Source organism: Chlamydiota bacterium, assembly GCA_016178055.1.
Classification (GTDB): Bacteria; Auribacterota; JACPWU01; order JACPWU01; family JACPWU01; genus JACOUC01.
Genome location: JACOUC010000035.1, coordinates 54,888 through 79,349, shown reverse-complemented (window position 1 = coordinate 79,349; position 24,462 = coordinate 54,888). Strand labels below are relative to the sequence as shown.

Below are 24,462 nucleotides of genomic sequence, written 5' to 3'. Positions count from 1 at the left end.
TTTGATGCCATCTCCTTTAAGATCTTCTGTCGTGTTTCTCGTCCCTGCTCGATTCAAACTCGAACGTGCTCTGGAAAGGCTCAAGGCGTTGTCTATTCAAAAACGGAACCTACCTTCTCAATGGCTTTATCTGGGGCGTGATTATTTTCGTATGTGTCTTTGGGAGGAAATGCTCAGTCAAAGAGGATTGGAAAGAATTCATTCAGGAAAGGTGTTCCAAGATATTGCAATGAAATTAAGAAGGCCATTTCTCGATTGGATAGGTCGTTTGAGAATATCTCATCCCACCTTGCGCTTTTTAAGCTCGCGTGTTTCCGAGCAGAATACAGCGTTAGATTCCCTTTATCATAAGATATGTTATGTGAAGATGGGAGAGGATTATGGAAATCATGCCACTGAGTCACTCTTGATGGTTGTGGAGAGCCGAGCGGTTTTACAGTCTCTCGAAAGGTCTTTAAGTGCTGTTCATAAAGTTTATGTTATTAAGCGAGAAGGTAGGTTCAAGGTCTGGCTCAAATGGAGTATTCAAATGTGGCTTTCGTGGTTTGATTATTTATGGGAGGGTATGAGGGCAAGAAGGGATGCAAGGAAGACACGCCAAGTGAATGATCGTACGAAGGAGTCCACGGATCGTCCCCGCGTTTTGATTCGTTCATGGGTTGATGAAACGCATTTTGTGTCTGATCTTTCTAAACGAGACCGTTATTTTCGAATGCTCCCCACAGAGCTTTGTAAAAAAGGTTATGAAGTAGCTTATCTGCCGATCTTGTCCAACATTCAACGATCTCGTAAAGATGCGTTTCAGTGGTTTAGGCAATTTAAAAATGAATATATTATTCCTGAAGATTTTTATTCCCTTGGCGATTATCTCTGGGCTATGGGAATTGCTATTTCTCAGGTGGCATTGCCTCTCAAAGATAAAATATTTGATGGAATGGATACGCGGGCCCTTTTTAGAGAGGCCTGTCGGGAGCAATGTCTTGATCGAAGTTCTGCGCAGTTTATTCTCCATTATCGCCTTATAAAAAAGTTACGTGCTCAAGATATTAAGATCGATATATTTATTGATACATTTGAAAATATGATTTCTGAAAAACCTGCATCATTGGCTTTCCGCCAATTTATGCCCCATGTGTTACAGGTAGGTTATCAGCATTATCTTGCACCTTATCCCCTTTGGCTTTGTCTGTTTTGCTCATCTGGAGAAGATCGGGCCATGTTCTATCCTGATGTGATTGTTTGCAACTCTCTATTTACACGAAATCTGATGGTGTCAGAAGGTTTCTCTCAAGATAAACTTCGGGTAGGTCCTTCTTTGAGATATTTACATCTCTTTCGGGGTTTGGTTAATGGGACTGATGTGAATGGGAAGGTGTTGGTTGTCCTATCTTTGGAAGATATTGCGTCTTATGAATTGCTTCATAAATTGGTTAGGGCTTTCTCTGCAAAAGAAGGAATCATATTCTATCTTAAACCACATCCGATGACTTCTAAAGAATGTCTTACTTCTTGGTCCAGAGAATTTGCTTTGCCCGGGCATATGGTCTTTGTAGAAGGCATCATGGAGGAATGGTTAGATAAAGTTAGATGTGCGGTCGTTTCAGCATCGACGTCTGCCCTTGAGGTTGCCCTTACAGGAACTCCTGTCATTTCCGTTGGGCGAGAAACGGATTTTAATATGAATCCTCTGGAGTGGTTTTCAGAGTTTGATCCACCTGCATATTCGGTAGAGGAATTGCGTGAGCAAGTGCTCAAGAAATTATCTCTCTCAAAAGAGGAGCAAGAGCGCTTGAATGCATGGTCAGAAAGAATGAGAGAAGAATGCCTGTCTCCTCTTAATGAAGAAACGGTTTCTGCGTTTTTAGAATCTAAAGACTCTTCTCGAAAGGTTTATCAAGAAGTGCTCGTATGAAAAGAGTCCAAAAAGTTGTTTCTAAGACGGCTCAAATATTGCGTCATGTCGCTGGTATTTTAGAAGAAAAGGCAAGTCTTCATGAAATGGGTGTACAGCGGGCAATAACTGTTTACAATATGATAACAGCCCCTGATGAGGATTACTATTTGCAACAGTATCTTCATTGGATTATTCCGGAGTGCGAGCGACGTTATTCGGGAGGTGCGGCTCGCTTTTTAGATATGGGTTGTGGTCAGGGGCGTCTTTCATTTCCTTTGGCTAAATGGGCTGTGAAAGGTAAGATGATAGGAGTTGATTTTACATCAGCGGTCATCCAAAAGGCCCGTCAATACGCTCAGAGTCTTGGGATTCACAATATTGAATTTGTCGAGTCGGATGTCCACACTTACTTAAAATCTGCTCGACGTCATTGTTATGACATTGCATTGATGACAGAAGTTTCTTTTATCTTACCATCTTATAAAGAGGTTATTGCTGAGGTTTACCGTGTCTTGAGTCCAGGAGGTTTGTTCTTTATTTCTTTCAGGAGTCAGTATTTTAATCTTCTTTACTCTGTGCGTAGAAGAGATCGGCAAGGTATGAGATTGGTACGTGATCAACGAGAGGGACATTGGGGCGACGGGTCGGCGTGGTTTAGTTGGCAAACCTCTGAGGACGTTCGCCATCTTTTATCAAACGTTGGCTTTCAAATTCAGGGCCTATACGGGGTTGGTGTTGCTTCAGGAATTGAAGGGGATCCTTTATCCGTGATTGCTCAACCTTCAAAGTTAACTCCTCAAGAACAGGCTCATCTGATGGATTTAGAGCTCTCATTGGCTAAGCAGTATGTTGATTGCGGTCGCTATATTCTTGCGATTGCTGAGAAAACTTCAGAAAAAAATGCCTCCCGACGTTAGTATTAATCTTTGTTGTTATAATTCTCAAAAATATCTTGAGGAAACGCTACAGAGCGTCTTTTCACAAACTTATAAAGATTGGGAACTTGTCGTGATTAATAATGGATCAACAGATCGTACAGAGGAGATCATCCAGAGACATATTTCACAAGGATGGCCTGTCATTTATCATTATCAACAAAATCAAGGACTTGGAAAAGCTCGTCACAAAGCGGTTGAGCTTTCCTCGGGAAGGTTTATTGCGTTGATTGATCACGATGATCTTTGGATGCCAGAAAAACTTGAGAGGCAGATGGCCCTGTTTCGAGAAAGAACAGAATTAGGCTTGGTGTATTGCGATGGCACTATCATTGATGGAAGTGGCGAGATCAATAGCCGATATTCTGATCTGTATCCTATTGAACGTGGAAACATTTTTCGAAAACTTATGGCGCGTTGTTTTATCCCTCCGGTCAGTGCAATTCTTAGAAGGGAGGTATTTGAGAAGGTCGGTTCTTTCGGTGCTTTTAAGGCAGCCGAAGAGTATGATTTATTCCTTAAGGTTGCGTATCAGTACGAGATTGATTATGTGGATGATACGCTCTTTAAATATCGTTGGCATGGTGGAAATCTATCACAATTGATGCGAGAAGAACTTCATCTGGAAAATATAGAAATTCGGCGATATTGGCTCGGTCGAGTTGGGGATATGAGGGCAAGATGTTGGATTAGGAGAGAAGTGTCACGGGCCTATTCTGGATACGGAAGCTGGTTGTTGGAGCAAGGGAGAAAGAAAGAGGCTCGAGGAAGTTTATTGCGGAGTTTTAGATTTTTCCCCTATCAGATAGGATACTTAAAGTATGGTTTGAGTTGGCTTTCTTTGCCTTTAGCTCGAAACAGCTTAAAAATATTGAGGGCATTTCGGGCTTGGTTAAGAAAGTGGATAGGCGTATCTCATTCGGTGAAGATGGCAATGGATGAATGAATATGCGTATTTTTATGCCCTCACATTATCATCGCGTGGTTGATTCAGGTGCTGGAGGAGCAGATATGCGTCTGGCGAAAGAGTTGAGAGCCTTAGGGTTGGAAGTGACGCTTTGTTTTCCTCAGGATATCCTTGATCTTTTGCCGTGGCCTAAGTTTCTTGTGCCCATTTTTCCATGGTCTATGGCCAGAAGATTTTTAAAAGAGCATTCGAAACGCCCTTTTGACTTGGTCGACAGTACGGTAGGCGATTTCTGGGTGGCGAGTCGATGGATGAGGTTTTATAGGGGCCGAAAAGTCAAGCGCGTTGTGAGAAGTCATGGGTTGGAACATATCCATTCACGTGTTTGGAAAAGACTTCTCAATTCTTTTGGAGAAAGTCCAAGTTGGAAGTATCAGTTTTATCATGGTTGGTACCGTCTTTGGGAGGTTGAGCAAGACTTAAAAGAGGCTGATGCGGTGGTGTTTCATAATTCCTTAGAGCGTAAATTTGTAGAGCGTTATTTGGGAATCGATAGAGCCAAAACGAAAGTGATATGCCACGGCGTTAACGAACGTTTTTTTGAGTGTGATCGGGAACAGGTTTTAAATGATGACAATCAAAGAATGTTTCATTTAATATTTATAGGTCGATGGACAAAATTAAAAGGCGTACATTTATTACCTCCGTTGGTGAATAGGCTTTTTAGAAAAAATTCTAGATATCGCTTAACCTGTGCCGGAATAGGCGGAGAAGTTAAAGACAAGGAAATACTTGCTGAATTTTCTGAAGAGGACAGAAATCGTATCACCCTTATTCCCTATTTTGATAATAATGAATTGCCGAAGTTACTGATGCGCTGTGGCATCATGGTCTTTCCATCCGTTGTGGATAGTTTTGGTTTAGCGGTTGTTGAGGCTATGGCCTGTGGCGTGATTGTGTTATCTGGAACGCGGGTGGGTGCAGCCATCGAGCTCATTGAAAATGGGAAGAATGGCTTTATCTTGCATCGCCATGAAGCAAGTGTGTATGCGGATCTCATAGAATCATTGGTCAATCAACGTGAACTGATTAGGCAAGTTCGTCGAAATGCCTACGATACCGTTCAAAGAATGACCTGGAGAAAAGTAGCAGTGGAGCGATTGGAATTGTATCATAAGATTATGAATTTAAATTAAGGATTCACACGGATGATTAAAGTTGCAAAGGCAAAAGTGGGGGCTGAAGAACTTCAAGCGGTCAATCAGGTTTTTTCAGCAGGCTGGCTTGGAATGGGAAATTTTACTTTGCAATTTGAAGAAGCGCTTGCACAGTATTTGGGTGCGAGAAATGTAATTGCAGTCAACACAGGGACGAGTGCCTTGCATCTTTCCTTGGTTGCTCTTGGGATTGGGCCTGGAGATGAGGTTTTAGTTCCAAGTCTCACTTATGTTGCTTCATTTCAAGCCGTCTCAGCAACGGGTGCTCAGCCTGTTTCATGTGAGAGCAATCTTGAAACGCTTCTTTTGGATGTAGATGATGCCCAGAGAAAGATAACGACTCGAACCAAAGCAATCATGCCTGTGCACTATTGTGGTCAGCCCTGCGATATGGATCGCCTACTTTCTTGGAAGGATCGCTATGGTATTCGTATCGTTGAGGATGCGGCTCATGCCATGGGCTCTACTTTTCATAAGAAAAAGATTGGAAGTTTTGGGGATATCACTTGCTTCAGTTTTGATCCCATGAAGATTATGACATGTGGAGAGGGAGGAGCGATTGCTACAACGGACGATGATCTTGAAAGTCGCTTGCGTAATATGCGCTTGCTTGGAGTAGATCGGGAATCGGAGTATCGATATCGCAATGAACGTAAGTGGTTTTATGATGTTCCTATGCAAGGCTATCGTTACCATTTGTCTAATATCAATGCAGCAATAGGGATGGTACAATTAAAAAAATTGGATGAATTTATTGCACGGCGTCGAGAGATTTGTCTGCGTTATGATGCAGCTTTTGGAGATCTTCCATGGTTGAGTTTACTTAAGGTGGATTATGGTGTGACAGCTCCTTTTATGTATATTGTGCGAGTACCTGCTGAAAGTCGAGATCGTTTTATAACGTTCTTGCAGGATCAGAAAATTGAAACAGGGATTCATTATCTTCCGAATCATTGGCATACTTTCTACAAGGTGAATGATCAACAGTTGCCGATGGCAGATAGGCTGGGTCGAGAGATTGTTACCTTACCGCTTCATTCTTGCTTAAGTGATCAGGAAATTCAGCAGGTGATTAAGGCCGTCTCATCTTTCCAATGTGTTGAGGTTTTATCGTGAACGTTGCAATTCTCTGTGGAGGTATGGGAACAAGACTTCGTGAGGAAACGGCGATTCGTCCTAAACCGATGGTGACTGTGGGGGCTCACCCCATTCTTTGGCATATCATGAAAACCTATAGCCACTTTGGGTTTGATGATTTTGTTCTTGCGCTTGGTTATAAAGGGGAGATGATCAAACAATATTTTATCAATTATCGTTCTATCGATGCTGATTTTAAGATTTGCTTGGGAGATGGGAAGATACAACCTTTGAGGCCTTGCGCCTTAGATTGGAAAGTCACATTGGTTGATACAGGTGTAGCTTCGTTGACGGGAGGGAGATTACATCGTTTGGAACCCTATTTAAAAGATGAAACTTTTTTTATGACTTATGGAGATGGGGTTTCCAATATTGACATTCGGAAGTTGTTGGCTTTTCATCGATCTCATGGAAAGTTGGCCACGGTGGCAGTGGTTCATCCTGTCGCTCGTTTTGGTGAGATTCAGCTCAAGGGATCAGAGGTTGTTTCCTTCAAGGAAAAGCCTCAAACAAGCCTTGGATGGATTAATGGGGGTTTTTTTGTATTTGAGCCTGAAGTCTTCAAATATCTTCATGGAGATCAGACGATTTTAGAACAAGATCCCTTAGAGAATCTTGTGCGTGATGGACAATTGATGGCCTATGGTCATGAAGGGTTTTGGTATTGTCTAGATACCCTGCGAGATCTTGAAGTTTTGGAAAAATTGTGGGAGAGTGGTACAGCCCCTTGGAAAATTTGGGAGACATGATGCGTGTACTTGTGACTGGGCATGATGGATATATTGGTACTGTTCTTGTTTCACATTTGAAGAAAAAGGGATATGAGGTAAGCGGGTTAGATTCCTATTTTTATGAGGACTGCTGGCTGGGAAAACATTTGGACTCGTGTCCCGCATTGCGGAAGGATATTCGTGATGTAACGCTTACGGATTTGGAGGGAATCGATGCGGTCGTCCATTTGGCTGCCTTGTCCAATGATCCTCTGGGTCAGCTCTCCACAGAGCTGACGCTCGATCATAACTATCGAGCGACGGAGAATCTTGCAAAACTCTCAAAGCAGGCGGGGGTTCAGCGTTTTCTCTACGCATCCTCTTGCAGTCTTTATGGAAAATCAGACCAGTTGTCGGTCGACGAGAATACTTCCATGGCTCCCCTGACGGCATATGCTCAATCTAAAGTCATGTCCGAAAAAGCCCTTTTGGCATTAGCGAATGAGCATTTTTCTCCCATTATTTTGAGATGTTCAACCGTGTTTGGCTATTCTCCAAAGTTGAGAGTAGATTTGGTTGTTAATAATCTTACGGGATGGGGTTTTACACTGGGTAAAATCAAAATTTTAAGTGATGGAAGTCCCTGGAGGCCCCTCATTCATGTTGAAGATTTAGCGAGGGCCTATGAATTTTTTCTGGCCATTGAGCTCGGAAAACATAAGGAAAAGATTTTTAACATTGGTTTCAATTCTCATAACTATCAAGTAAGGCAAATAGCAGAATCCGTGGCTCACCATATCAAGGGGTCTATTCTTGAATTTGCAGTAGAGCCGGATCGTGACTCGCGAAGTTACCGTGTAAATTTTGACCGTTTTGAGTCTGTTTCAAAGTTGAAACCTCAGTGGGATCTCGACAAAGGCATTCAACATCTTTTGGAAGTTTATCGAGAGCATGGTTTTAAAGAGAGGGATTTTCGGGGGAGAAAATTTACACGGTTGAATCAGATTCGACATTTATCAGAAACCCAACAATTAGACAAAGAGCTCCGGTGGAGGTGAGTGGATGATCGAAGGCGTGTGGGTTTATCCCTTGAAGCAAATTCCGGATGAACGCGGAAAAATTATGCATATGTTACGTTCGAGTGATCCTCACTTTGTAAAATTTGGAGAAATTTACTTTTCTACAGCTTATCCTGGAGTCATTAAAGGATGGCATTTTCACCATCGGGTGATTTTAAATTATGCCGTTATTGTTGGAATGATCAAATTGGTCTTGTTTGATGATCGAGAAGGTTCTCCAACGCGTGGCGAGTTGATGGAGCTCTTTGTAGGGGAATCCAATTACGCCTTGATCAAAATTCCTCCTAAAGTTTGGAATGGATATAAATGTATCGGAGTTATTCCTGCCGTGGTAGCCAATTGTGCAACCGAATCCCATGATCCCACCGAAATGGAACGTTTGGACCCCTTCTCGAAGCGTATTCCCTACGATTGGGCGTTAGTGAACCGCTAAGAAAATACAATGGTACAACCTACGGTCAGCGTCATCATGAATGCATATAACGCCGAGCGCTTTCTTCGTGAAGCGATTGAAAGTGTCTATGTGCAGACCTTCAAGGATTGGGAGATTATTTTTTGGGACAATGCTTCGACTGACGGGACGGCTGAGATTGCAAAAAGTTACAACGACCGTTTTCGATATTTCAAAGGGGAGGTGAATGTCCCATTAGGCCAGGCACGTCATCTTGCAATCATCCAAACAAAGGGCGAATATCTTGCCTTCTTGGATTGTGATGATCTATGGGTACCCAAAAAGCTTGAGAAACAACTGAAACTTTTTCATCTCAATTCCAAGTTAGGACTTGTTTATAGTGATGGGTATACCATCAATGAAAGGGGAGAAATTCTGCTTCGGTATTCTCATAAGCACAAGATTTATAGAGGGAATATATTTGATCAACTGTTAATGAGTTGTTTTATTCCCCCTGTGGGGGCCATGATTCCACGAGCGGTTTATGATCGAGTGGGGCCTTTCCAGAATTTTAGAACTGCTGAAGAATACGATTTATTTTTGAAAATAGCGTATCAATACCCTTGTGATTATGTGGAGGAACCCCTTTATAAATATCGCAGTCACGATGGGAATCTTTCTTTAACGGGAAGCCGTGAATATCTTCATCGTGAGAGTATTGAAATCCGTGAGTATTGGGTGAAAGAGGTTTCAGAAAATGGTTCTCCTAAGACTTACAACAAACTTGTACGCAAACTGTTGGTCAGAGAATACGTTGCTTTTTGTCGCTGGTTTTTGGATCAGGGACGCAATGAGGAGGCTAGGAAATATATCTTGTTAAGTTTGAGATTAAAACCATTTCAATTGGGATTTCTCCATTGCTTTTTGTTAAGTATTTGCCCTCATTGTCTATCCATTCCTTTGTTGAAAGGTATTCGGTATTTGAAAAATCATTTGCGATCATCATGAAGTCTTTTATCTATCGTTTTTTTTCTATCTGGATCGGGATCATCTTGTTCTTCATAGGTTTGGAAGTTGTTTTGCGAATCAACGCTTTTAAATCAAATGACTTTTCAGAAAACCATTCGGTACTTAAGGAAAAAGAGGAGGTTCAGTTTTTTGAATACGATCCACTTTTAGGATGGAAAGGGAAGCCATCTGTCAGTGGATATCAAATTGGAAAACATGATAAGGTTTGGGTTTCTCTGAACTCCTTAGGTTTCAGAGAAAAAGAGTTTAGTCCTCAAAAGAAAACGGGAATAAAAAGGATACTGATTCTTGGCGATTCTCAAACATGGGGTTCAGGCGTGGAACAGGATGAAAGATTTTCCGATGTTCTTGAACAGCTTCTCAAGGAGCATGAGGTTTCAGTTGAGGTTCTAAATCTTGGAATGACAGGTTATGGAACGGATCAAGAGTTTTTGCTCTATCAGAAGTTGGGAGTTGACTATCTTCCTGATCTTGTGATCGTGGCTTTTTACTGGAATGATTTGTTTGAGAACTCGATGTCCCGCGTTTATGGTTATCCAAAACCTCAATTTGTTGTAGGAGAGGAAGGAAAACTTACTTTAACAAATGTACCCGTGCCTCAAACAGATTGGACCAAACAAAAAGAAATGGTTCATGCCTCTTTAAAAGAGAAGAAGAAAGGGAAGAAATTAACATTTAAGAATTGGCTTTTGAGATACTCCTATGCTTTTCAAAAGTTCACAAATGCTATGAGAGGTAATCCTTTTCTCTACCGTGTGGCGGTAAAATTTGGGTTGGCTGGTGACCCGCGGATCAATCCTCAGTCGTTGGAGTGGAGGATGACGAAGCTTTTGCTAGAAGAATTGAGATCGTATGTCAGGGAAAATGGGGGTGATTTTTTGGTGGTTGTCATTCCAGATCGATCTGACTTTGAAATGGCCATCTATCCTCTTAGACGTGCTTTGATTGATGATATGAAACATCTTTCCTGTCTCGATCTCTATCCTTCGATTGTTTCTCAAAGGAGACCTTCTAAAATGATTTATCAGAATGACATTCATTTAAATGCCGAAGGAAATCGTTTGATTGCTGAAGCCCTCTCTCATTATTTGCTCGAGAAACGCAGCCTGAAATGAAAAAGAAGAAAAATCAATGAATTCTGAAGTTGCTCTTTGAATGGCCCGCATTTGTCTCATCACCCCGTATCATGTCTCATTTCAACCTCGAACTCTTCGGGAGGCAGATTCCTATTTTGAGGCAGGTCATGATGTGCGCGTATTATGGATACAGACGGATGAAGAGTTTTATGAATATGATCGTCTTCTCACCTCAAATAGGAAATGGATTTCGAAAGCGGTTGATCTTCGTCGCCGAGGGACTTCCAAAATCAGTTGGCTGATAACGAGTGTATCGAAAAAGATTTCTGAAAGGATGTTTAACTTTGGTTTTAAAAATGAAGCAGTGATTCTTCGAGGTTATGTAAAAGGGATGAGAAAGTTGAAGAAATGGGCTCTTTCAGAACCAGCGGACTGGTATATTGCTCATACACAAGCAGCATTGCCTGTGGCTGCAGCAGCATGCCGGCGATGGAATGCTCGATTGGGTTTTGATTTCGAAGACTTGCTAGCAGAAAGAGGAACAGATCCTTCAGAAATGGTCCGGTGGATTGAACGTCGGTATCTCAACCGGTGTGATTATATTTCAGTTCCTTCTGAAACGATCGGGCGACGGTTAGTAGATGTTTATGGAATTAAAACGCCTATCGTGCTCTATAATGTTTTTTCTCTAAATTTAGTCAAGGATCTGTTGCCTCCTCATGAGCGAAAACCCAGGCATGAATTCAAGTTATATTGGTTTGGACAAACGCTGGGACCCGGGAGAGGACTTGAAGAAGCCGTAGAGGCCATCGGGCATTTGGGAAATGGGGTTGAACTTTTCTTGCAGGGTCGTGTGAGTGATTCTTATCGTTTGCATCTTGCCGGACTTGCGAGACAGCACAGAGTAGAAAAGGCCTTAAAGTTTTTGCCACTTCTAAGTCAGGAGGATTTGTTTAAAAAAATGGGGGAGTATGATGTTGGATTGGCTCTAGAACAACCCCAAAACTTGAATACTTCTTCTACTGTAAGCAATAAAATCTTCGGTTATCTATTGTCAGGTTTAGCCATTGCCGCTACGGATACGCCCGGGCAAAAAGAGATCTTGAATAAAATCCCCGCTGCAGGTTTTCTTTATCTTGCTGGGAATGTGAAGGTTCTCGCGGGGAAGCTTCGTTTTTGGAAAGAGAATCGGGCATCTTTAAAGCTTGCTCAACAGTCGGCATGGGATGCTGCACGGAAGCAATTTTGCTGGGACCGTGAAAAACACAAATTGCTGGATCTTGTGGTTGGTAAAGGTGGTGCAGGTTGATGAAACGTGTTGCTATTATTGGGCCCGATTTTACACCCAGTGGTTACCCCCCAGCTTTGCGTATTCGTTTTTTTGCACAGCATTTGCAAGAATTTGGCTGGCGGCCAACGGTTATAACAGTGGATCCAAAGTATTATGAATGGTCAGTAGATTTTGAAAGCGAGAACTTGTTGCCAAAAGGGTTAGAGATTATTCGTACTCCTGCTTTTTCAGCAGGAATAACAAGAAAAGTAGGCATCGGAGATATTGGGATCAGAAGTTTATGGTATCACTGGCGTATCATCAGGGCGTTATGCAGGGAAAAGAAGGTAGATTTGCTCTTTATTCCTGTTCCTCCCTATCTTCCTGCGGTTCTGGGAAGATTGATTTATCAATCGTTTGGGATTCCGTATGTTATTGATTACATTGATCCCTGGGTTAATGATGCTTATAAAAAATTGCCTAAATCACAGCGTCGTCTAAAGCGTACGATCTCCTATATGTTTTCACTTTTCTTGGAGCCAATCGTTTTGAAAAAGGTGGGTCACGTTGTGGGTGTATCTAAGGGGACAACAGATCTTGTTATTGCGCGATACCCGTGGTTGAAGGACTCAGATGCGACTGAAGTGCCTTATGGAGGGGAAGCAGGTGATTTTGATTATTTGCGTAAAAATCCTCGGAAAAATCAAGTTTTTAATTGTGAAGATGGTCTTTTGCATATTAGCTACATTGGTGCTTGTGTCCCCGATATGTATCCAACGATACGAGCATTATTTTCCGCTGTAAGAATAGGAAAGGATCAATCACCCTCAGTATTTGAACGTCTCCGATTACATTTTGTAGGAACGACTTATGCTGCAAATGCAGAAAATATGCATCAGGTAGTGCCATTGGCACGTGAAATGGAGTTGGAGAATATTGTTGATGAGCATCCCCAAAGAATTGCTTATTTGGATGCTTTGCAATTGCTTTTGGATTCGCATGCGTTGCTTTTAGTCGGCTCTAATCGCCCTCATTATACAGCTTCAAAAGTTTTTCAGTGTATACTGGCAAGGCGCCCTTTACTCGCTGTGGTTCATGAAGAGAGCAGTGTAGTTTTGATTTTGAAAAAAACGCGGGCAGGGGATGTTGTTACGTTTAATTCTCAAGATTCCCCGGAAGGAAAAATCGAAAAAATCCGAGAACATCTGGAAGCAATATTATCTCTTCCTCAAGGCTATCAACCTCCTGTCCTTTGGGATGCTTTCGAAACTTATACAACCCGCTCAATGACGGCTTGGTTGGCTCACGTTTTTGATAAGGTTGTATCTCGAAAATGAAATCAGACATGTTATGTCCCGTATGTAATACCCATTCTTTTTCCATTCTCTATCAATATACTGCTTCACAAGCGGCAACGCATTTTTGTTCAGCACTGAGAGATGCGGATCGTAATAGACGTTTAGAAAAAAGTATTCGTAGGTTATGGAATGGAAAAGAGTGTAGGATTTTACAATGTGGAAATTGTGGTTTTTCCTTTGCTGATCCGTTTGTAGGAGGAGATGAGGATTTTTACAGTATTCTTTACGAGGAGGCGGATTACCCTGCATGGAGATGGGATTATGATGTCGCTCTTCATGAAGTGTTATTCTTGAGGAAAGGAGGGACGATTCTGGACATTGGCGCGGGCTTTGGAAAATTCCTGGCCCATTTAAGTAAAGAGTGGCAATGTTATGGCGTAGAAGCAAGTGAGGTAAATCGGTCACGGCTTGAGACTATAGGTATTAAAGTTTTTTGTGATCTTTCTGAAGCAATGCAAGTGAAGACAGGGGCTTTTGAGGTCATCACTCTCTTTCAGGTGCTTGAACATGTTTCCGAATTTCATAAAATGTTAGTGGACTGTCGTCGGCTTTTGTGTGCAGGGGGGCAACTGGTTGTTACTGTTCCAGACGGGGATGCCATGATTCGTCAGGAACGCATCACAGGTTGTGCAGATATGCCGCCCAATCACGTTTGCAAATGGACGCCTAAAAGTTTAACGATGGCTCTCAAGGAAGCAGGTTTTGTTGTCCAAAAGATCATGGTGGAGCCTTCTTCTTGGAGAAAAGTGAAGGGAAATGTATATTTAAAAATTTGCGCTGATGCACAAAAATCCCATTCGCTTGCTGCACAGATTTATCGATTGCGAAGCAGGCGATTAAGAGCTCCTTTACTGGCGTGTTTGGGATTTTCAGCCTTGTTGCGAATGCTTCCTCATGTTAGGAATTTAAGGACCGGGGGTGCCTTTGCGGTGGTGGCTGAAGCTTGTTAAGGTGTTTTAGGAACAGGTTAAAAGGTAATAGGCATATGCACTTAATTCCTCTTGAGATAGCAAGAATTTTGTAGTCGACCCATTTATGGGGCAGCCGTGTGCCCCTTGCATGGATTGCCCGATGAATCGGGCGACTACTAGGGGAATCAAGTGCATATGCTTAAAAGACAATTTGAGACAAGTTTCTTATGAGCGGAACAAAGGAGGGTTTAAATGATTTCAAGAAGTTCTTTAATTACAGGGGGGGCAGGATTTATTGGGTCGCATCTGTCCGAAGCGCTTTTGTCAAGGGGCGAACAGGTTTATGTGATTGATGATCTCTCAACAGGGACCATTTTAAATATTGAACATCTTAAGTCCAAATCGGGTTTTCACTATGTGATTGATACGGTTGAAAATGAACCTCTCTTGGCAGAGCTCATTGACCGGTGTGATGTTGTTTATCACTTGGCTGCTGCTGTTGGGGTCAAGCGCATCGTTGAGAGCCCTGTTAAAACGATTGAGACAAATGTTAAGGGGACGGAAATTGTTCTAAAACACGCCGATAAAAAGAAAAAGAAAGTGATTGTAGCCTCCACTTCGGAAGTTTACGGAAAATCGACGCGTATTCCTTTTAGAGAAGATCAAGATTTGGTGATGGGCCCTACCTTTAAGGGAAGATGGAGTTATGCTTGTTCCAAGGCGATTGATGAGTTCTTAGCTCTCGCTTATTGGAGAGAAAGAAAATTACCGGTTGTCATCTTAAGGCTTTTTAATACTTCAGGTCCTCGTCAGACAGGAAGGTATGGCATGGTGATACCCACTTTTGTAACTCAGGCAATTGCAGGCCAACCCATCACGGTCTATGGTGATGGCACACAATCCCGTAGTTTTACTTATGTAGGGGATGTGGTTAACGCAATGGTGGGTCTTGTCAATGAGCCCAAAGCCGTTGGAGATATTTTTAACATAGGTAATGGTGCAGAGATTTCAATCAATGATTTGGCCCATCTCGTAAAGCAAATGACGGACAGTCCTTCTTCTATTATTCATATTCCTTACGACAAGGCCTATGAAGAAGGTTTTGAAGATATGCCAAGGCGGGTTCCTGATATAACGAAAGTAAAAGATCTTATTGGTTATGAACCCTCACTTGGCATTAGAGGAATTGTTGGAAAAGTGATTGAATATCATCGGGAGCAATCGGTGGGGTTACATGCAAACATCGCTTAAGGGATGAAATTTATGTTTTTTAAGAAAGTAACATTTATGGTTTGTACTGTATTCGGGATATTTCTTCTCCTTGTTGTTACTGCAGAAATTTTTCTTAGAATATCGGGAATATGGATTGGACGTCATACGGACACCATGTTCAAAGTGATGCAATATGATGAAAATTTAGGTTGGCGTATGAAACCAAATATTTCCACTCAAATGGATCTCGTGGATGTTGAAAATATTCCTGTCAGAAGCAACAGTTTAGGATTTCGGGATAAAGAATTTGTTCTTGAAAAGCCAAGTGGAAAATTAAGAATTGTATTTTTAGGTGATTCATTCGCATGGGGTTTTGTTCGGGAAGAAGAGCGTTTGACTAATCTTTTGGCTGTTCAACAGGGGCAATGGGATATTCTCAATTTTGGAATCCCAGGCTATGGGACGGATCAGTCCTTGCTGGTGTGGGAGACTCTGGCAAGTAAATATAAACCGGATGTGGTTGTCTTAACGATTTATAAGAATGACTATGTGGATAATGCCAGTGTTGTGAATGACGGGAGGCAGAAGCCTTATTTTGAATGGACAGATCAAAATGAATTAATATTGAAAAATGTTCCAGTAGATAAAAAAACTTTTTGGGAGAATGGAATTTTTAATCAGATAGCACCTCCTTATCAAAAATTTTATCCTCAACCTATTCAGAAACGTTCCAGGATTTTGCATTGGCTGGTAAAAAATTCAAATCTGGTGAGATGGATTTATACTTTATCGAGGGCCCACCGTCCCGCTCCGGCTGTACAGGCTTTTTTTTATACCGATAAAAATTCTCTGTTAGATGAGCGAACATTCTTACAAGAAAGGCTTTTAGACAGGCTTGTGAAACGCTTAGCAGCGGAGGTGCGATCTACAAATGCCCAATTTGTAGTTGTATTTTCGGGAGATATGACGGCCTCTTATCAACGTCAAATGGAGTCCTTAAAAACGGCCGGGATTTTATATGTTGATGGAACAACCCCTTCAATTGCAAGGTTTTTAAAGTCTGAAGAGAAAGATATTTATTATAAATACAGTGGACACTGGACTCCAGGAGCGAATGAAATAGTAGCTCGATTGGTGGGTGATGTTTTGTCATCTCTTGTTCATCGTGTCTCATGAATTACCGTCTGGGTATTCTGGTTTCCCATCCCATTCAGTATTATGTACCCTGGTTTTGGCATCTCGCCAAGAGGATGGATATTGAGGTTTTTTATGCACATCGACAGGATGGAAAGGGACAAGCACAAGCAGGTTTTGGAGTTGAGTTTGACTGGGATGTCCCTCTTCTTGAAGGATATCCTTATCGTTGGCTGAAGAATGTCTCTCGTCGGCCGACTCTTCGTTCTTTTTCGGGATGTGATACGCCTGAGATTTTTGATATTGTAAGAAGAGAAAAGTTCGATGCATTTCTGATATTTGGCTGGAATCGGAAGAGTTCCATCCAGACAATTTTAGCATGTTGGAAAAAAGGTGTCCCTGTTCTGATGCGAGGGGATTCTCATCTAGGAGAATATCGTTCGATGTTACTGAGAGTAACAAAATATTTTCCTTATAGATTTTTTCTCCCTCGTTTATCGGCGCATCTTTATGTAGGTCAGCGAAATCGAGAATATCTCACGCATTATGGAGTTCCTAAAGAAAAACTCTTTTTTGTGCCTCATTTTGTGGATAATGCCTATTTTAGAGAAGCGGCTCTTCGAGTAGAAAAGGAAGCTAAAACGGCAGATATTAGAAAACGCTTTAAAGTTCCAGAAAATGCCTTTGTTTGTCTTTTTGTTGGAAAAATGATTTCTAAGAAACGTGCGTCGGATTTTATTCGAGCATGCCTTAGCGTTATGTCTCGTCCTGAAGGTCGTGACATATTTGCCCTTCTTGTGGGAGATGGCCCTTTGCGTGATTCACTTGAGCAGTTGGCCAGTCCTTGTGCGGACCAGATCCGTTTCGCAGGATTTCAAAATCAAAGTGAAATGCCATTTTTTTACCGAGCGGCCAATGTGCTTGTGCTTCCCTCGGATGGAGGTGAGACGTGGGGGCTTGTCGTTAATGAAGCCTTTGCTTGTGGGATTCCTGCAATCGTAAGTGATCGAGTAGGTTGTGCGCCTGATCTTATTGAAGAAGGAAAAACGGGGTATACTTTTCCGTTAGGTCAGATTGAAGTTTTGGCTCGTAAGATTTTAGAGATTAAAGAAGCGTGGCAGACCGATTCTCAATTTATTCAAAAATCCCTGCTTCAAAAAATAACAGATTACTCAATGGATGCCGCAACAAAGGCTCTTAAAGAAGTTTTGGAGACCATTTGTCTTTCGAGGAAAGTTTATGAACCCCTTTAATAAATATGAAATGATGGGGGACTATCATTGGAGGGAATGCAATCGAAATTCAAAGAACTACAATCCTCCTTTGGAAGCCAGGTACGGAGCTATATTAAAAAGAATTCCTTCGGGTTTGAATCGCATATTGGATGTAGGCTGCGGGGACGGCTATCTTTTAGCTCAGGCAAGTCGCTTTGCTGCTAGAGTGATTGGTATTGAATTCGAAAAAGAAGGAGCGGCTTTGGCTGCTAAAAAGTTGGGGTCTCATTCTCATTGTTTTGTACTTCGTGGAAGTTGTTATCAATTGCCGTTTGGAAAACGTTCTTTTGACATTATTTTACTCTCAGATGTGATTGAACACTTAGACAATACAGATCTTTGTCTTCAGGAGTTGGGACGTGTTTTAAAGGCAGAGGGAACACTGCTTTTAACGACTCCTCAATATCGCCCAGACCGTAAATGGGATTCACGACATGTGAAAGAATATCAACCGCCAGAACTAAATGCTTTATTAACGAACTATTTTGAATCGGTCAAGATCCATCATTTTTGCCCTGTCGGATGGTATCGCCTTTACGAAACAAAAATCGGTTGGAAATTGATGAAAGTTTTCTCAAGATATTTTTATAATCCGTATTCTGGTGAGGGAGATGACCCGAAGAAGTTTTACCAAATGATCGCTGTTTGCAAAGGACCTCGGGTCTGATGAAGGAAAATGTTTTGGTTCTGGGATTGGGGGCTTATGCCTATGGTAAGGAGAGACGCGCCATTTTTACTTTTAAGCATATGCCAAGAATTAAACCCTTTTATGCGGTTTCAAAATGGGAGGATGGAAGTGTCAGTCTTTTGCTGAAATCTGAAGAACAAGAATCTTTTGATGCCCCCTTTGGATATTTAGGTCGTGCAAAGCCTTTGTGGACATTGGTCGCATTCGCTCATTTGCCTTTGCTCTGGTATAGAATTATCCGGATATGTTTGGGAAAAAAATGTCGATCGATTGTGTTCTTATGCCTATCCTCTTTCACAAGTGCGTTTCTACCCGCTATTTTGTTGGAGTTTTTTTGGAAGGTAAAAATCGTATTTTACATGGGAGATATTCCAAAAAAAAATTTTCCATATCGTATGTTGGGACAATTTGTGAATAAACTATCAAGTCATGTGATAGCCAATTCTGAGGCTGTCAAGAGAGGATTTGTAGGGATAGGCGTTCGTGAAGAGAAAATAAAAGTTGTATATAATGGGAAGGTTTTACAAAGTCCCGAAAAATTTTCCAGAATGAATTTCAGAGATAGATTTGGTTTTTCGACAAACGACATCCTTGTCGCTTTTCTTGGGCAGTTATCCCCCAATAAAGGGATAGAAGATTTTATTGAGGCTGCTACGGAAGTTTTACATCGACAGAACAACTGCCGCTTTGTTATTGTGGGGGATGCAACAGCGCTTTTTAAGGATTTTGAGAGAAAATTGCGCGAGTCTGTGCAAGCTTTAGGATTGACGCATTCAATTGTTTTCACGGGTAGGATGTTAGATGTTGAGAGTGTTTATGAAAGTATTGATATGGTTGTAGTACCCTCTCGACATGAAGATCCAGCTCCCAATGTGATTGTAGAAGCAATGTCTTACAAGGTGCCCGTGATTGCTACGAGGGTTGGGGGGAGTATAGAGTTAGTGGAAGAAGGCCAAACGGGGTTCTTAGTTGAAAAAAAAAGTCCTTCACAGATAGCTCAAACTATTCTTCGACTCATTAAAGATCCTGTTCTAAGAATTAAAATGGGGTTAGGAGGCCGAAGATATGCTGAGGAAAAATTTGATATTATTTCGAATGCTCTTTTGGTAGAAAGGGCTATTCTTTCTTCATGAATTCAAGTTTATTATTATCAAGTCAAAGAAATCTACAGAGGGAAAATGATTATCCTCTCCTGCGGCCTTTTGTCCTATGGGGCTTGTGTATTGGTTTGCTGATGGCTGTTTTTTTCTGGTCCCCCCTCCTGGGGTTTTCCTTCTTTATGCTTTTTCTTTGTTCAGGTGCTTTATGGAAGAAAGATGAGTCTCCCGTACTCGCTTTTTGTATTGGTTATCAGTGGTTATTCGTGATGATAGGGTATATCTATTATTTGATCACGGGAAGATTTTTGGCAAGTAATCCTGGGGATGTAGAAGGCGCAGTATTTTTATCTATGCTAGGTTTTTTAGTTATGACGGTGGGAATCAGATTGGCTTTTAAAGCAATGAGAACCCTGTCAAGAAAATCCAGCCTCAGAAGGGAGAATAGTGAACCTTATAATATTAAGTATATCTTTTGGATTATCATTCTCTTATATGTGATAAATTGGTTCATTGAGATCAATCCGTACAGATTTTTTGGACTTACCCAACTTTTTGACCAAATGCTTTCTTTTAGAAGTGTTTTTTTGGTTTTGCTATTTCTTGAAATTGCATCTCAAGGAAAGGGCTATATTTATGGGATAGGTGCGGCAAGTTTCTTCTTTCTTCCAACGGCTGCCGGCTCCCTATTATCAGCTTGGAGTACTTTGTTTTTTATGCTTTTTTTGGTTTTTATCTCAGAATGGAAGCCTTGGCTAAAAACTCCTATCATGAGGATGAGAAATAAAAAAATACTTACAGGGGCTGTAGGCGCGGCGGTTATTTTATGTACCCTGGGTCTTATCTGGCAGGGTGGAGGGGTTAAAGGTAGTTGGAGACGCTCTTTAAGCATGGAAGTGGAACACGTAAAACCTATTGAAAAAATGGGTATTTTGGGAGGATTGGTCAAAGAAGGTACATTACAATTTGATTTTCAAGGAGACTATCTATCTCTGATTGAGCGAATGTCCGGAGTATATGTTTTTACCCAAGTCCTTGATTATGTCCCAAAAGTAATTTCTCATGAACAGGGTCGTCTTACATGGCGAGCAATTGAGCATGCATTAAAACCAAGATTTCTCTTTCCTGATAAACCTGGCTTGGGTTCGAATTCATCGTTGGTAATAAAATATACCGGTTACTGGGTGGCTGGTGAGGAAAGTGGAACATCGATTGGGTTAACTTATATGGCAGAATTTTATGTTGATTATGGTAAAATCGGAATGTTTATTCCTCTGTTTTTTTGGGGGTTGTTAATAGGTCTGACCTATCGTCTTTTTTTTGTTTTTTCTCCTTCACATCGATTTGCTTGTGCAGCTGTTATTACAGCCTATCTTCAGCCTTTTGCCAGTTATGAAGGTGAGATTGCGTATCTCTTGGGAGGATTGGGACTTGTGTTTTTAACCTACGGAACTTTATTGCTTTTTTTAGGGTCTTGGTTTCATCGTTTGCTAAGATTGAATTCTGTTGGTTCAAGAGTGAAACATGCTCTTTCCCAAGGGCTAGAACCATAGAGTGCCACTTCTGTTTTCCGTCTTTCCCAAGAGAGAAAAAAATACAGGCTTGGTTTTTGCGATGACAGGTGCCGAGGGTTTATCTGGAGGTATCGCAAAAGCAAATCTCAATGTATTGCACGCCTTGGTTAAATTCTGTAAAGCTCAAGGACTTCGATTTGTGGTATTGAGTCTTTTAGAAAAAGAGTGTCACCGTCCTCTTTTTTTAAAAGAAGAGGTTGTGTTTAAATCTTTTGATGGAAATAAGTGGGCATTTACGAAAAGCCTGCTTTCGACAATCTCTTGCAACTCTGTCATTTGCTTTGATCATGTAGGTTTAGCTCTTCCTTTGTTGCCTCTGGCGTTTACCGGTTTAATTAAAACTGTCATTTTTGCTCATGGTTCTGAAAGTTGGAAGCGGCTGAGAATGATGAACTCTTGGTCTTTTCGCTGTGCTTCAATGGTTTTTACAAACTCTGATTATACCCTTGCTAAAATGCGGCAAAGAATTGCTCGGTTTAAAGGAAGAGCCTGTCCTTTGGGTCTTTCTCCTGATTTTCCCATGAATGAAGTGATTCCTCATCCGTCGGGCGATTCTATCTCTCTAGAGGCTGTAGATGGAAAGATTTACCCTATGGGTCAAAAATTTCTTTTACTGGTGGGACGTATGATCACACCTCGAAAAGGATCCGAAGAGGGGCAGAAGGGGCATCGCTTCTTAATGAACATTCTTCCAAGGCTCCTCGAAGAATTTTCAGATGTGAAACTTGTCTTTCCTGGGACAGGTGATGATGTGGCACATTTAAAACAACTTGCAAGGTCAAAAAACGTTGCTTCATCCGTTTTTTTTCCAGGACAAGTTTCACTAGAGATGTTGGGAAAATTTTATCAACATTGTTACGCTTATGTAATGCCAAGTCTTCAAGAGGGATTTGGATTGGCTTATCTGGAGGCGATGAATTATGGCAAGGCCTGTGTGGGCTGTTTTGATCAAGGAGCTGAGGACATTATTATTCATGGCAAGACGGGGTTTCTTATTAAGAATCCTAATGATTCTAATGAACTTTTAGAATCCTTAAGACATCTTTTAAAAGATAGCAATCTAGCTGATACTTTTGGGAAAAATGGCTTCAAGAGACTTCATGAGAATTTTACAACAGGACATTATCAAAATCGCATTAAAGAGGCTCTTGATCTTGTTTGGGAAAACATGTTTCACTAACTTAGAGGAATGGATGAGATTGAGTTCAGTTATAAAACGAGCATTATTTCAAAATCGTTTGAAATATTTAACAGAGGTAAAGAATCGTTATCCTGAAATCACGAATCCTGACATGATTGTGAAGCGTCAGATGGAACGTTTCAACCAAATCTGGGGGTATTGTTATCGAACCCTTCCCTTTTATCAGGGGTGGAAGGAGTTTCATCATTTGCCTGAACGGATTGATCAAATTTCGGATTTGAAGGGTTTCCCTGTCTTGACCAAAAAGGTGATTCAAGAAAATCAAGATAGGATTTTTCAACAGGGAAGAATCAAAAAATGGGTCAGCACAGGGGGGAGCACGGGGAATCCTACAAAATTTCCATCAGATCCCCAAGATGCGCTTCTTACTTATGCAGATCTTTACACGGGAAGATCTTGGTGGGGGATTCAACCCTTGGATGTTTCTCTCCTTTTTTGGGGGCATTCTCATTTGTTTGGAAGCGGGATAAAAGGGCATCTAAAAAATTATAAGCGTAAATTATCTGATTTTTTTTTGAATGCACATCGACTCAATGCCTACGATATGACGGTGGATACTCTCAAAAAATATTATGAGGTTTATCGTCGCAGCAATCCTGCTTTTATTCTTGGCTATACTTCATGTGTTTACAAGCTTGCGAAGTATATAGAGGAAAATCAGTTAGATCAGGGAGAAAAAAATAGATTAAAAGCCGTGATTGTAACTTCCGAAACTGTCACACAGAACGATGTTGCATTATTAAGAAAAGTTTTTTCCGTTCCGGTCGTTGTTGAGTATGGGATGGCAGAGACAGGGGTGATTGGATATTCTTATCGTGAAACATGGGCCATTAAAATTTTTTGGGATTCTTTTCTTGCAAGGATCGGGGAAGATGGAGTGTTTTTGGTTTCGACCCTCTCCAATCGGTTCTTTCCACTGATCAACTATGATACAAATGATGTGGTAACAGTTAAACGCATGCATGAATCGAGCGTTTTGGAAATATCTTCTATTCAAGGACGCAAGTCTGAAGCTCTCAAGATTGGAACGATTCAAAGATCTTATCTGGAATTGAGTGGGATTTTGGTTGTTCACATTCTAAAGGCTTATCCCCATATTTTTTCGATTCAGTTTGAGCAATTAAATTCTTGTCGAATTCGAATTCATCTTGTCGCTGATCGCATTCTTGATTTGAACGAAGTGAAACGTTATTTCATGAAAGAGCTGGGAAAAGATTATAAAGGTGTAGATGTAGATTGTGTGGAGATTCTTCAGGCAAAAAGTTTGCTGAAAACATTGGCAGGTAAGGAGGGCTTGATGTGCCTCAAGTAATTGAAAAATTCAAAAAAGTCTGGGAGGTCTTTCAAGAAACACGGCAAATCTCTCGAGTTCTTCACAACGAATCTATCTTTAAATTTCTTCAACAGTTTTCAGATCATTGCATGAAAGAAAAGAACCGGGGTGGATTTGACCAATATCTTAAAGACTATAGGGCGATTGGGAAGATAAAAATTGAAAAGGATTGGCATCAAGATTCTTCTTCAGGGGAGGGACGCTTGTTATATTCGAATAGCCTTTTTTCAAAAGGGTGTTTGCGTGTTAAACTGGACTCTCGAGACCGGGCGTTGATTGTTTTTTTGCCAGGATATCGGATGGATGCAGCGGATGTCTTGGAGCGAGAGGATCATTTTCAGAATATAAGCGGGATTGCACAATCTCTCCAAATGGGGCTTGCTTGTTGGGATTGGCCTCTTCAAGGACCTCGTTTAGAAAAAGGGCTTTATTTAAAACTTAAATCTGTGTATTCTGCAGAGCGAGAATACAGCCGTATTTTGCCAAACTTAGGAACATCCTTGTGGCGGGAATTTGTAGCGGAGCTTCAATTCGCTTTGTCACATTTGCGTCGTTATGTAGGTTTGTTGGATGTACATGTGATCGGTTGGAGTATGGGGGGATGTTTTTCATATCTTGCTCCTTTATTAGAGCCTAGCATTACCAAGGTAGTTTCAGCGGGTTCCTGTGCAGCCATCAAAGATCTTTTAGAGGAAGGCAAAACGAGATTACATGGTTATTTTTTCTATCCCCTGAACAGCCTGCATTATTTTGATCTTGAAAATATCGTTGAGAAAGTTATTCTTCAGAAACATCCTTTGCTCATCATTCATGGAGATCGCGATGCAGGCTGTTTAGATCGTACGCGTCGTCTGGTTTTGGAGAAGGTGAATCGAAAGGGTTTGCATCTCGAGGTTCTCAAAAATCATGGACATGTTTTTTCTGCAAGTATGAAATCTCGAATCAAATGCTTTTTAGAAAATCCTGTAGAGGTTGGGCAGCGTTTAGAAAATAAACATGAAAAGGTTGAGGTAGGTTTTTTAAAAGGATAGAGGA

Annotated in this window: 22 protein-coding genes; all 22 read left to right on the top strand. The window is 41.2% G+C overall.

The genetic code is table 11. The features are described 5' to 3' along the window. Nucleotides 1-4 precede the first annotated feature (4 nt). The 22 genes from HYS07_04860 (at nt 5) to HYS07_04755 (ending at nt 24,458) form a co-directional block, all read left to right on the top strand. Nucleotides 5-1,912, top strand: a complete 1,908-nt coding sequence (locus HYS07_04860; protein MBI1870508.1) for a hypothetical protein — start codon at nt 5-7, stop codon at nt 1,910-1,912. Next, complete coding sequence (locus tag HYS07_04855; protein ID MBI1870507.1) at nt 1,909-2,811, top strand: class I SAM-dependent methyltransferase; 903 nt, start codon at nt 1,909-1,911, stop codon at nt 2,809-2,811. The genes HYS07_04860 and HYS07_04855 overlap by 4 nt, the downstream gene beginning before the upstream one ends. Continuing rightward, nucleotides 2,795-3,775: a glycosyltransferase gene (locus tag HYS07_04850; protein MBI1870506.1), complete on the top strand. Its 981-nt coding sequence runs from the start codon at nt 2,795-2,797 to the stop codon at nt 3,773-3,775. The genes HYS07_04855 and HYS07_04850 overlap by 17 nt, the downstream gene beginning before the upstream one ends. 2 nt (nt 3,776-3,777) lie before the next feature. Further along, nucleotides 3,778-4,932 carry a glycosyltransferase family 4 protein gene (locus HYS07_04845; protein ID MBI1870505.1) on the top strand — a complete coding sequence of 385 codons (1,155 nt, stop codon included), beginning with the start codon at nt 3,778-3,780 and terminating at the stop codon, nt 4,930-4,932. A 12-nt stretch (nt 4,933-4,944) separates the two neighbouring features. Further along, nucleotides 4,945-6,069 carry a DegT/DnrJ/EryC1/StrS family aminotransferase gene (locus HYS07_04840; protein ID MBI1870504.1) on the top strand — a complete coding sequence of 375 codons (1,125 nt, stop codon included), beginning with the start codon at nt 4,945-4,947 and terminating at the stop codon, nt 6,067-6,069. Further along, a complete protein-coding gene (gene rfbF / locus HYS07_04835; GenBank protein MBI1870503.1) occupies nt 6,066-6,839 on the top strand; it encodes a glucose-1-phosphate cytidylyltransferase in 774 nt (257 codons plus the stop codon). The genes HYS07_04840 and rfbF overlap by 4 nt, the downstream gene beginning before the upstream one ends. Then, nucleotides 6,836-7,858, top strand: a complete 1,023-nt coding sequence (locus tag HYS07_04830; GenBank protein MBI1870502.1) for an NAD(P)-dependent oxidoreductase — start codon at nt 6,836-6,838, stop codon at nt 7,856-7,858. Before rfbF ends, HYS07_04830 begins: the two co-directional genes overlap by 4 nt. A gap of 4 nt (nt 7,859-7,862) precedes the next feature. Continuing rightward, nucleotides 7,863-8,312: a dTDP-4-dehydrorhamnose 3,5-epimerase family protein gene (locus HYS07_04825; protein MBI1870501.1), complete on the top strand. Its 450-nt coding sequence runs from the start codon at nt 7,863-7,865 to the stop codon at nt 8,310-8,312. Nucleotides 8,313-8,321: 9 nt separating this feature from the next. After that, the gene (locus HYS07_04820; protein MBI1870500.1) at nt 8,322-9,278 is read left to right on the top strand and encodes a glycosyltransferase; all 957 of its coding nucleotides are present in this window, start codon (nt 8,322-8,324) and stop codon (nt 9,276-9,278) included. After that, nucleotides 9,275-10,414 (top strand): SGNH/GDSL hydrolase family protein, encoded by a 1,140-nt coding sequence (locus tag HYS07_04815; protein ID MBI1870499.1) that lies wholly within the window; start codon nt 9,275-9,277, stop codon nt 10,412-10,414. Before HYS07_04820 ends, HYS07_04815 begins: the two co-directional genes overlap by 4 nt. A 40-nt stretch (nt 10,415-10,454) precedes the next feature. Next, nucleotides 10,455-11,684, top strand: coding sequence for a glycosyltransferase (locus HYS07_04810; protein MBI1870498.1), 1,230 nt, complete (start codon nt 10,455-10,457; stop codon nt 11,682-11,684). Then, nucleotides 11,684-12,982 carry a hypothetical protein gene (locus tag HYS07_04805; GenBank protein MBI1870497.1) on the top strand — a complete coding sequence of 433 codons (1,299 nt, stop codon included), beginning with the start codon at nt 11,684-11,686 and terminating at the stop codon, nt 12,980-12,982. Before HYS07_04810 ends, HYS07_04805 begins: the two co-directional genes overlap by 1 nt. Then, nucleotides 12,979-13,953 (top strand): class I SAM-dependent methyltransferase, encoded by a 975-nt coding sequence (locus HYS07_04800; protein MBI1870496.1) that lies wholly within the window; start codon nt 12,979-12,981, stop codon nt 13,951-13,953. The genes HYS07_04805 and HYS07_04800 overlap by 4 nt, the downstream gene beginning before the upstream one ends. Nucleotides 13,954-14,166: 213 nt before the next feature. Next, nucleotides 14,167-15,165 (top strand): GDP-mannose 4,6-dehydratase, encoded by a 999-nt coding sequence (locus HYS07_04795; GenBank protein MBI1870495.1) that lies wholly within the window; start codon nt 14,167-14,169, stop codon nt 15,163-15,165. Between the two features lie 12 nt (nt 15,166-15,177). Next, nucleotides 15,178-16,302, top strand: a complete 1,125-nt coding sequence (locus HYS07_04790; GenBank protein MBI1870494.1) for an SGNH/GDSL hydrolase family protein — start codon at nt 15,178-15,180, stop codon at nt 16,300-16,302. Beyond that, entirely contained in the window at nt 16,299-17,513 is a 1,215-nt protein-coding gene (locus HYS07_04785; GenBank protein MBI1870493.1) for a glycosyltransferase family 4 protein, read from the top strand. Before HYS07_04790 ends, HYS07_04785 begins: the two co-directional genes overlap by 4 nt. Continuing rightward, on the top strand, nt 17,500-18,201 hold the full coding sequence (locus HYS07_04780; protein ID MBI1870492.1) for a class I SAM-dependent methyltransferase: 702 nt from the start codon (nt 17,500-17,502) through the stop codon (nt 18,199-18,201). The genes HYS07_04785 and HYS07_04780 overlap by 14 nt, the downstream gene beginning before the upstream one ends. Further along, nucleotides 18,201-19,355 carry a glycosyltransferase gene (locus tag HYS07_04775; protein MBI1870491.1) on the top strand — a complete coding sequence of 385 codons (1,155 nt, stop codon included), beginning with the start codon at nt 18,201-18,203 and terminating at the stop codon, nt 19,353-19,355. The genes HYS07_04780 and HYS07_04775 overlap by 1 nt, the downstream gene beginning before the upstream one ends. 146 nt (nt 19,356-19,501) lie before the next feature. Continuing rightward, entirely contained in the window at nt 19,502-20,872 is a 1,371-nt protein-coding gene (locus HYS07_04770) for a hypothetical protein (protein ID MBI1870490.1), read from the top strand. 1 nt (nt 20,873) lies between these two features. Next, complete coding sequence (locus HYS07_04765; protein MBI1870489.1) at nt 20,874-22,073, top strand: glycosyltransferase family 4 protein; 1,200 nt, start codon at nt 20,874-20,876, stop codon at nt 22,071-22,073. Between the two features lie 13 nt (nt 22,074-22,086). Beyond that, nucleotides 22,087-23,406 carry a hypothetical protein gene (locus HYS07_04760; protein ID MBI1870488.1) on the top strand — a complete coding sequence of 440 codons (1,320 nt, stop codon included), beginning with the start codon at nt 22,087-22,089 and terminating at the stop codon, nt 23,404-23,406. Continuing rightward, nucleotides 23,394-24,458: a hypothetical protein gene (locus tag HYS07_04755; protein ID MBI1870487.1), complete on the top strand. Its 1,065-nt coding sequence runs from the start codon at nt 23,394-23,396 to the stop codon at nt 24,456-24,458. Before HYS07_04760 ends, HYS07_04755 begins: the two co-directional genes overlap by 13 nt. Nucleotides 24,459-24,462: the final 4 nt, after the last annotated feature.

What these genes read in the sequence shown, in the direction of transcription:
- HYS07_04860 (MBI1870508.1), top strand. Translation starts at nt 5, where the DNA reads ATGCCATCTCCTTTAAGATCTTCTGTCGTGTTTCTCGTCCCTGCTCGA.
- HYS07_04855 (MBI1870507.1), top strand. Translation starts at nt 1,909, where the DNA reads ATGAAAAGAGTCCAAAAAGTTGTTTCTAAGACGGCTCAAATATTGCGT.
- HYS07_04850 (MBI1870506.1), top strand. Translation starts at nt 2,795, where the DNA reads ATGCCTCCCGACGTTAGTATTAATCTTTGTTGTTATAATTCTCAAAAA.
- HYS07_04845 (MBI1870505.1), top strand. Translation starts at nt 3,778, where the DNA reads ATGCGTATTTTTATGCCCTCACATTATCATCGCGTGGTTGATTCAGGT.
- HYS07_04840 (MBI1870504.1), top strand. Translation starts at nt 4,945, where the DNA reads ATGATTAAAGTTGCAAAGGCAAAAGTGGGGGCTGAAGAACTTCAAGCG.
- HYS07_04830 (MBI1870502.1), top strand. Translation starts at nt 6,836, where the DNA reads ATGATGCGTGTACTTGTGACTGGGCATGATGGATATATTGGTACTGTT.
- HYS07_04825 (MBI1870501.1), top strand. Translation starts at nt 7,863, where the DNA reads ATGATCGAAGGCGTGTGGGTTTATCCCTTGAAGCAAATTCCGGATGAA.
- HYS07_04820 (MBI1870500.1), top strand. Translation starts at nt 8,322, where the DNA reads ATGGTACAACCTACGGTCAGCGTCATCATGAATGCATATAACGCCGAG.
- HYS07_04815 (MBI1870499.1), top strand. Translation starts at nt 9,275, where the DNA reads ATGAAGTCTTTTATCTATCGTTTTTTTTCTATCTGGATCGGGATCATC.
- HYS07_04810 (MBI1870498.1), top strand. Translation starts at nt 10,455, where the DNA reads ATGGCCCGCATTTGTCTCATCACCCCGTATCATGTCTCATTTCAACCT.
- HYS07_04805 (MBI1870497.1), top strand. Translation starts at nt 11,684, where the DNA reads ATGAAACGTGTTGCTATTATTGGGCCCGATTTTACACCCAGTGGTTAC.
- HYS07_04800 (MBI1870496.1), top strand. Translation starts at nt 12,979, where the DNA reads ATGAAATCAGACATGTTATGTCCCGTATGTAATACCCATTCTTTTTCC.
- HYS07_04795 (MBI1870495.1), top strand. Translation starts at nt 14,167, where the DNA reads ATGATTTCAAGAAGTTCTTTAATTACAGGGGGGGCAGGATTTATTGGG.
- HYS07_04790 (MBI1870494.1), top strand. Translation starts at nt 15,178, where the DNA reads ATGTTTTTTAAGAAAGTAACATTTATGGTTTGTACTGTATTCGGGATA.
- HYS07_04785 (MBI1870493.1), top strand. Translation starts at nt 16,299, where the DNA reads ATGAATTACCGTCTGGGTATTCTGGTTTCCCATCCCATTCAGTATTAT.
- HYS07_04780 (MBI1870492.1), top strand. Translation starts at nt 17,500, where the DNA reads ATGAACCCCTTTAATAAATATGAAATGATGGGGGACTATCATTGGAGG.
- HYS07_04775 (MBI1870491.1), top strand. Translation starts at nt 18,201, where the DNA reads ATGAAGGAAAATGTTTTGGTTCTGGGATTGGGGGCTTATGCCTATGGT.
- HYS07_04770 (MBI1870490.1), top strand. Translation starts at nt 19,502, where the DNA reads ATGCTTTTTCTTTGTTCAGGTGCTTTATGGAAGAAAGATGAGTCTCCC.
- HYS07_04760 (MBI1870488.1), top strand. Translation starts at nt 22,087, where the DNA reads ATGAGATTGAGTTCAGTTATAAAACGAGCATTATTTCAAAATCGTTTG.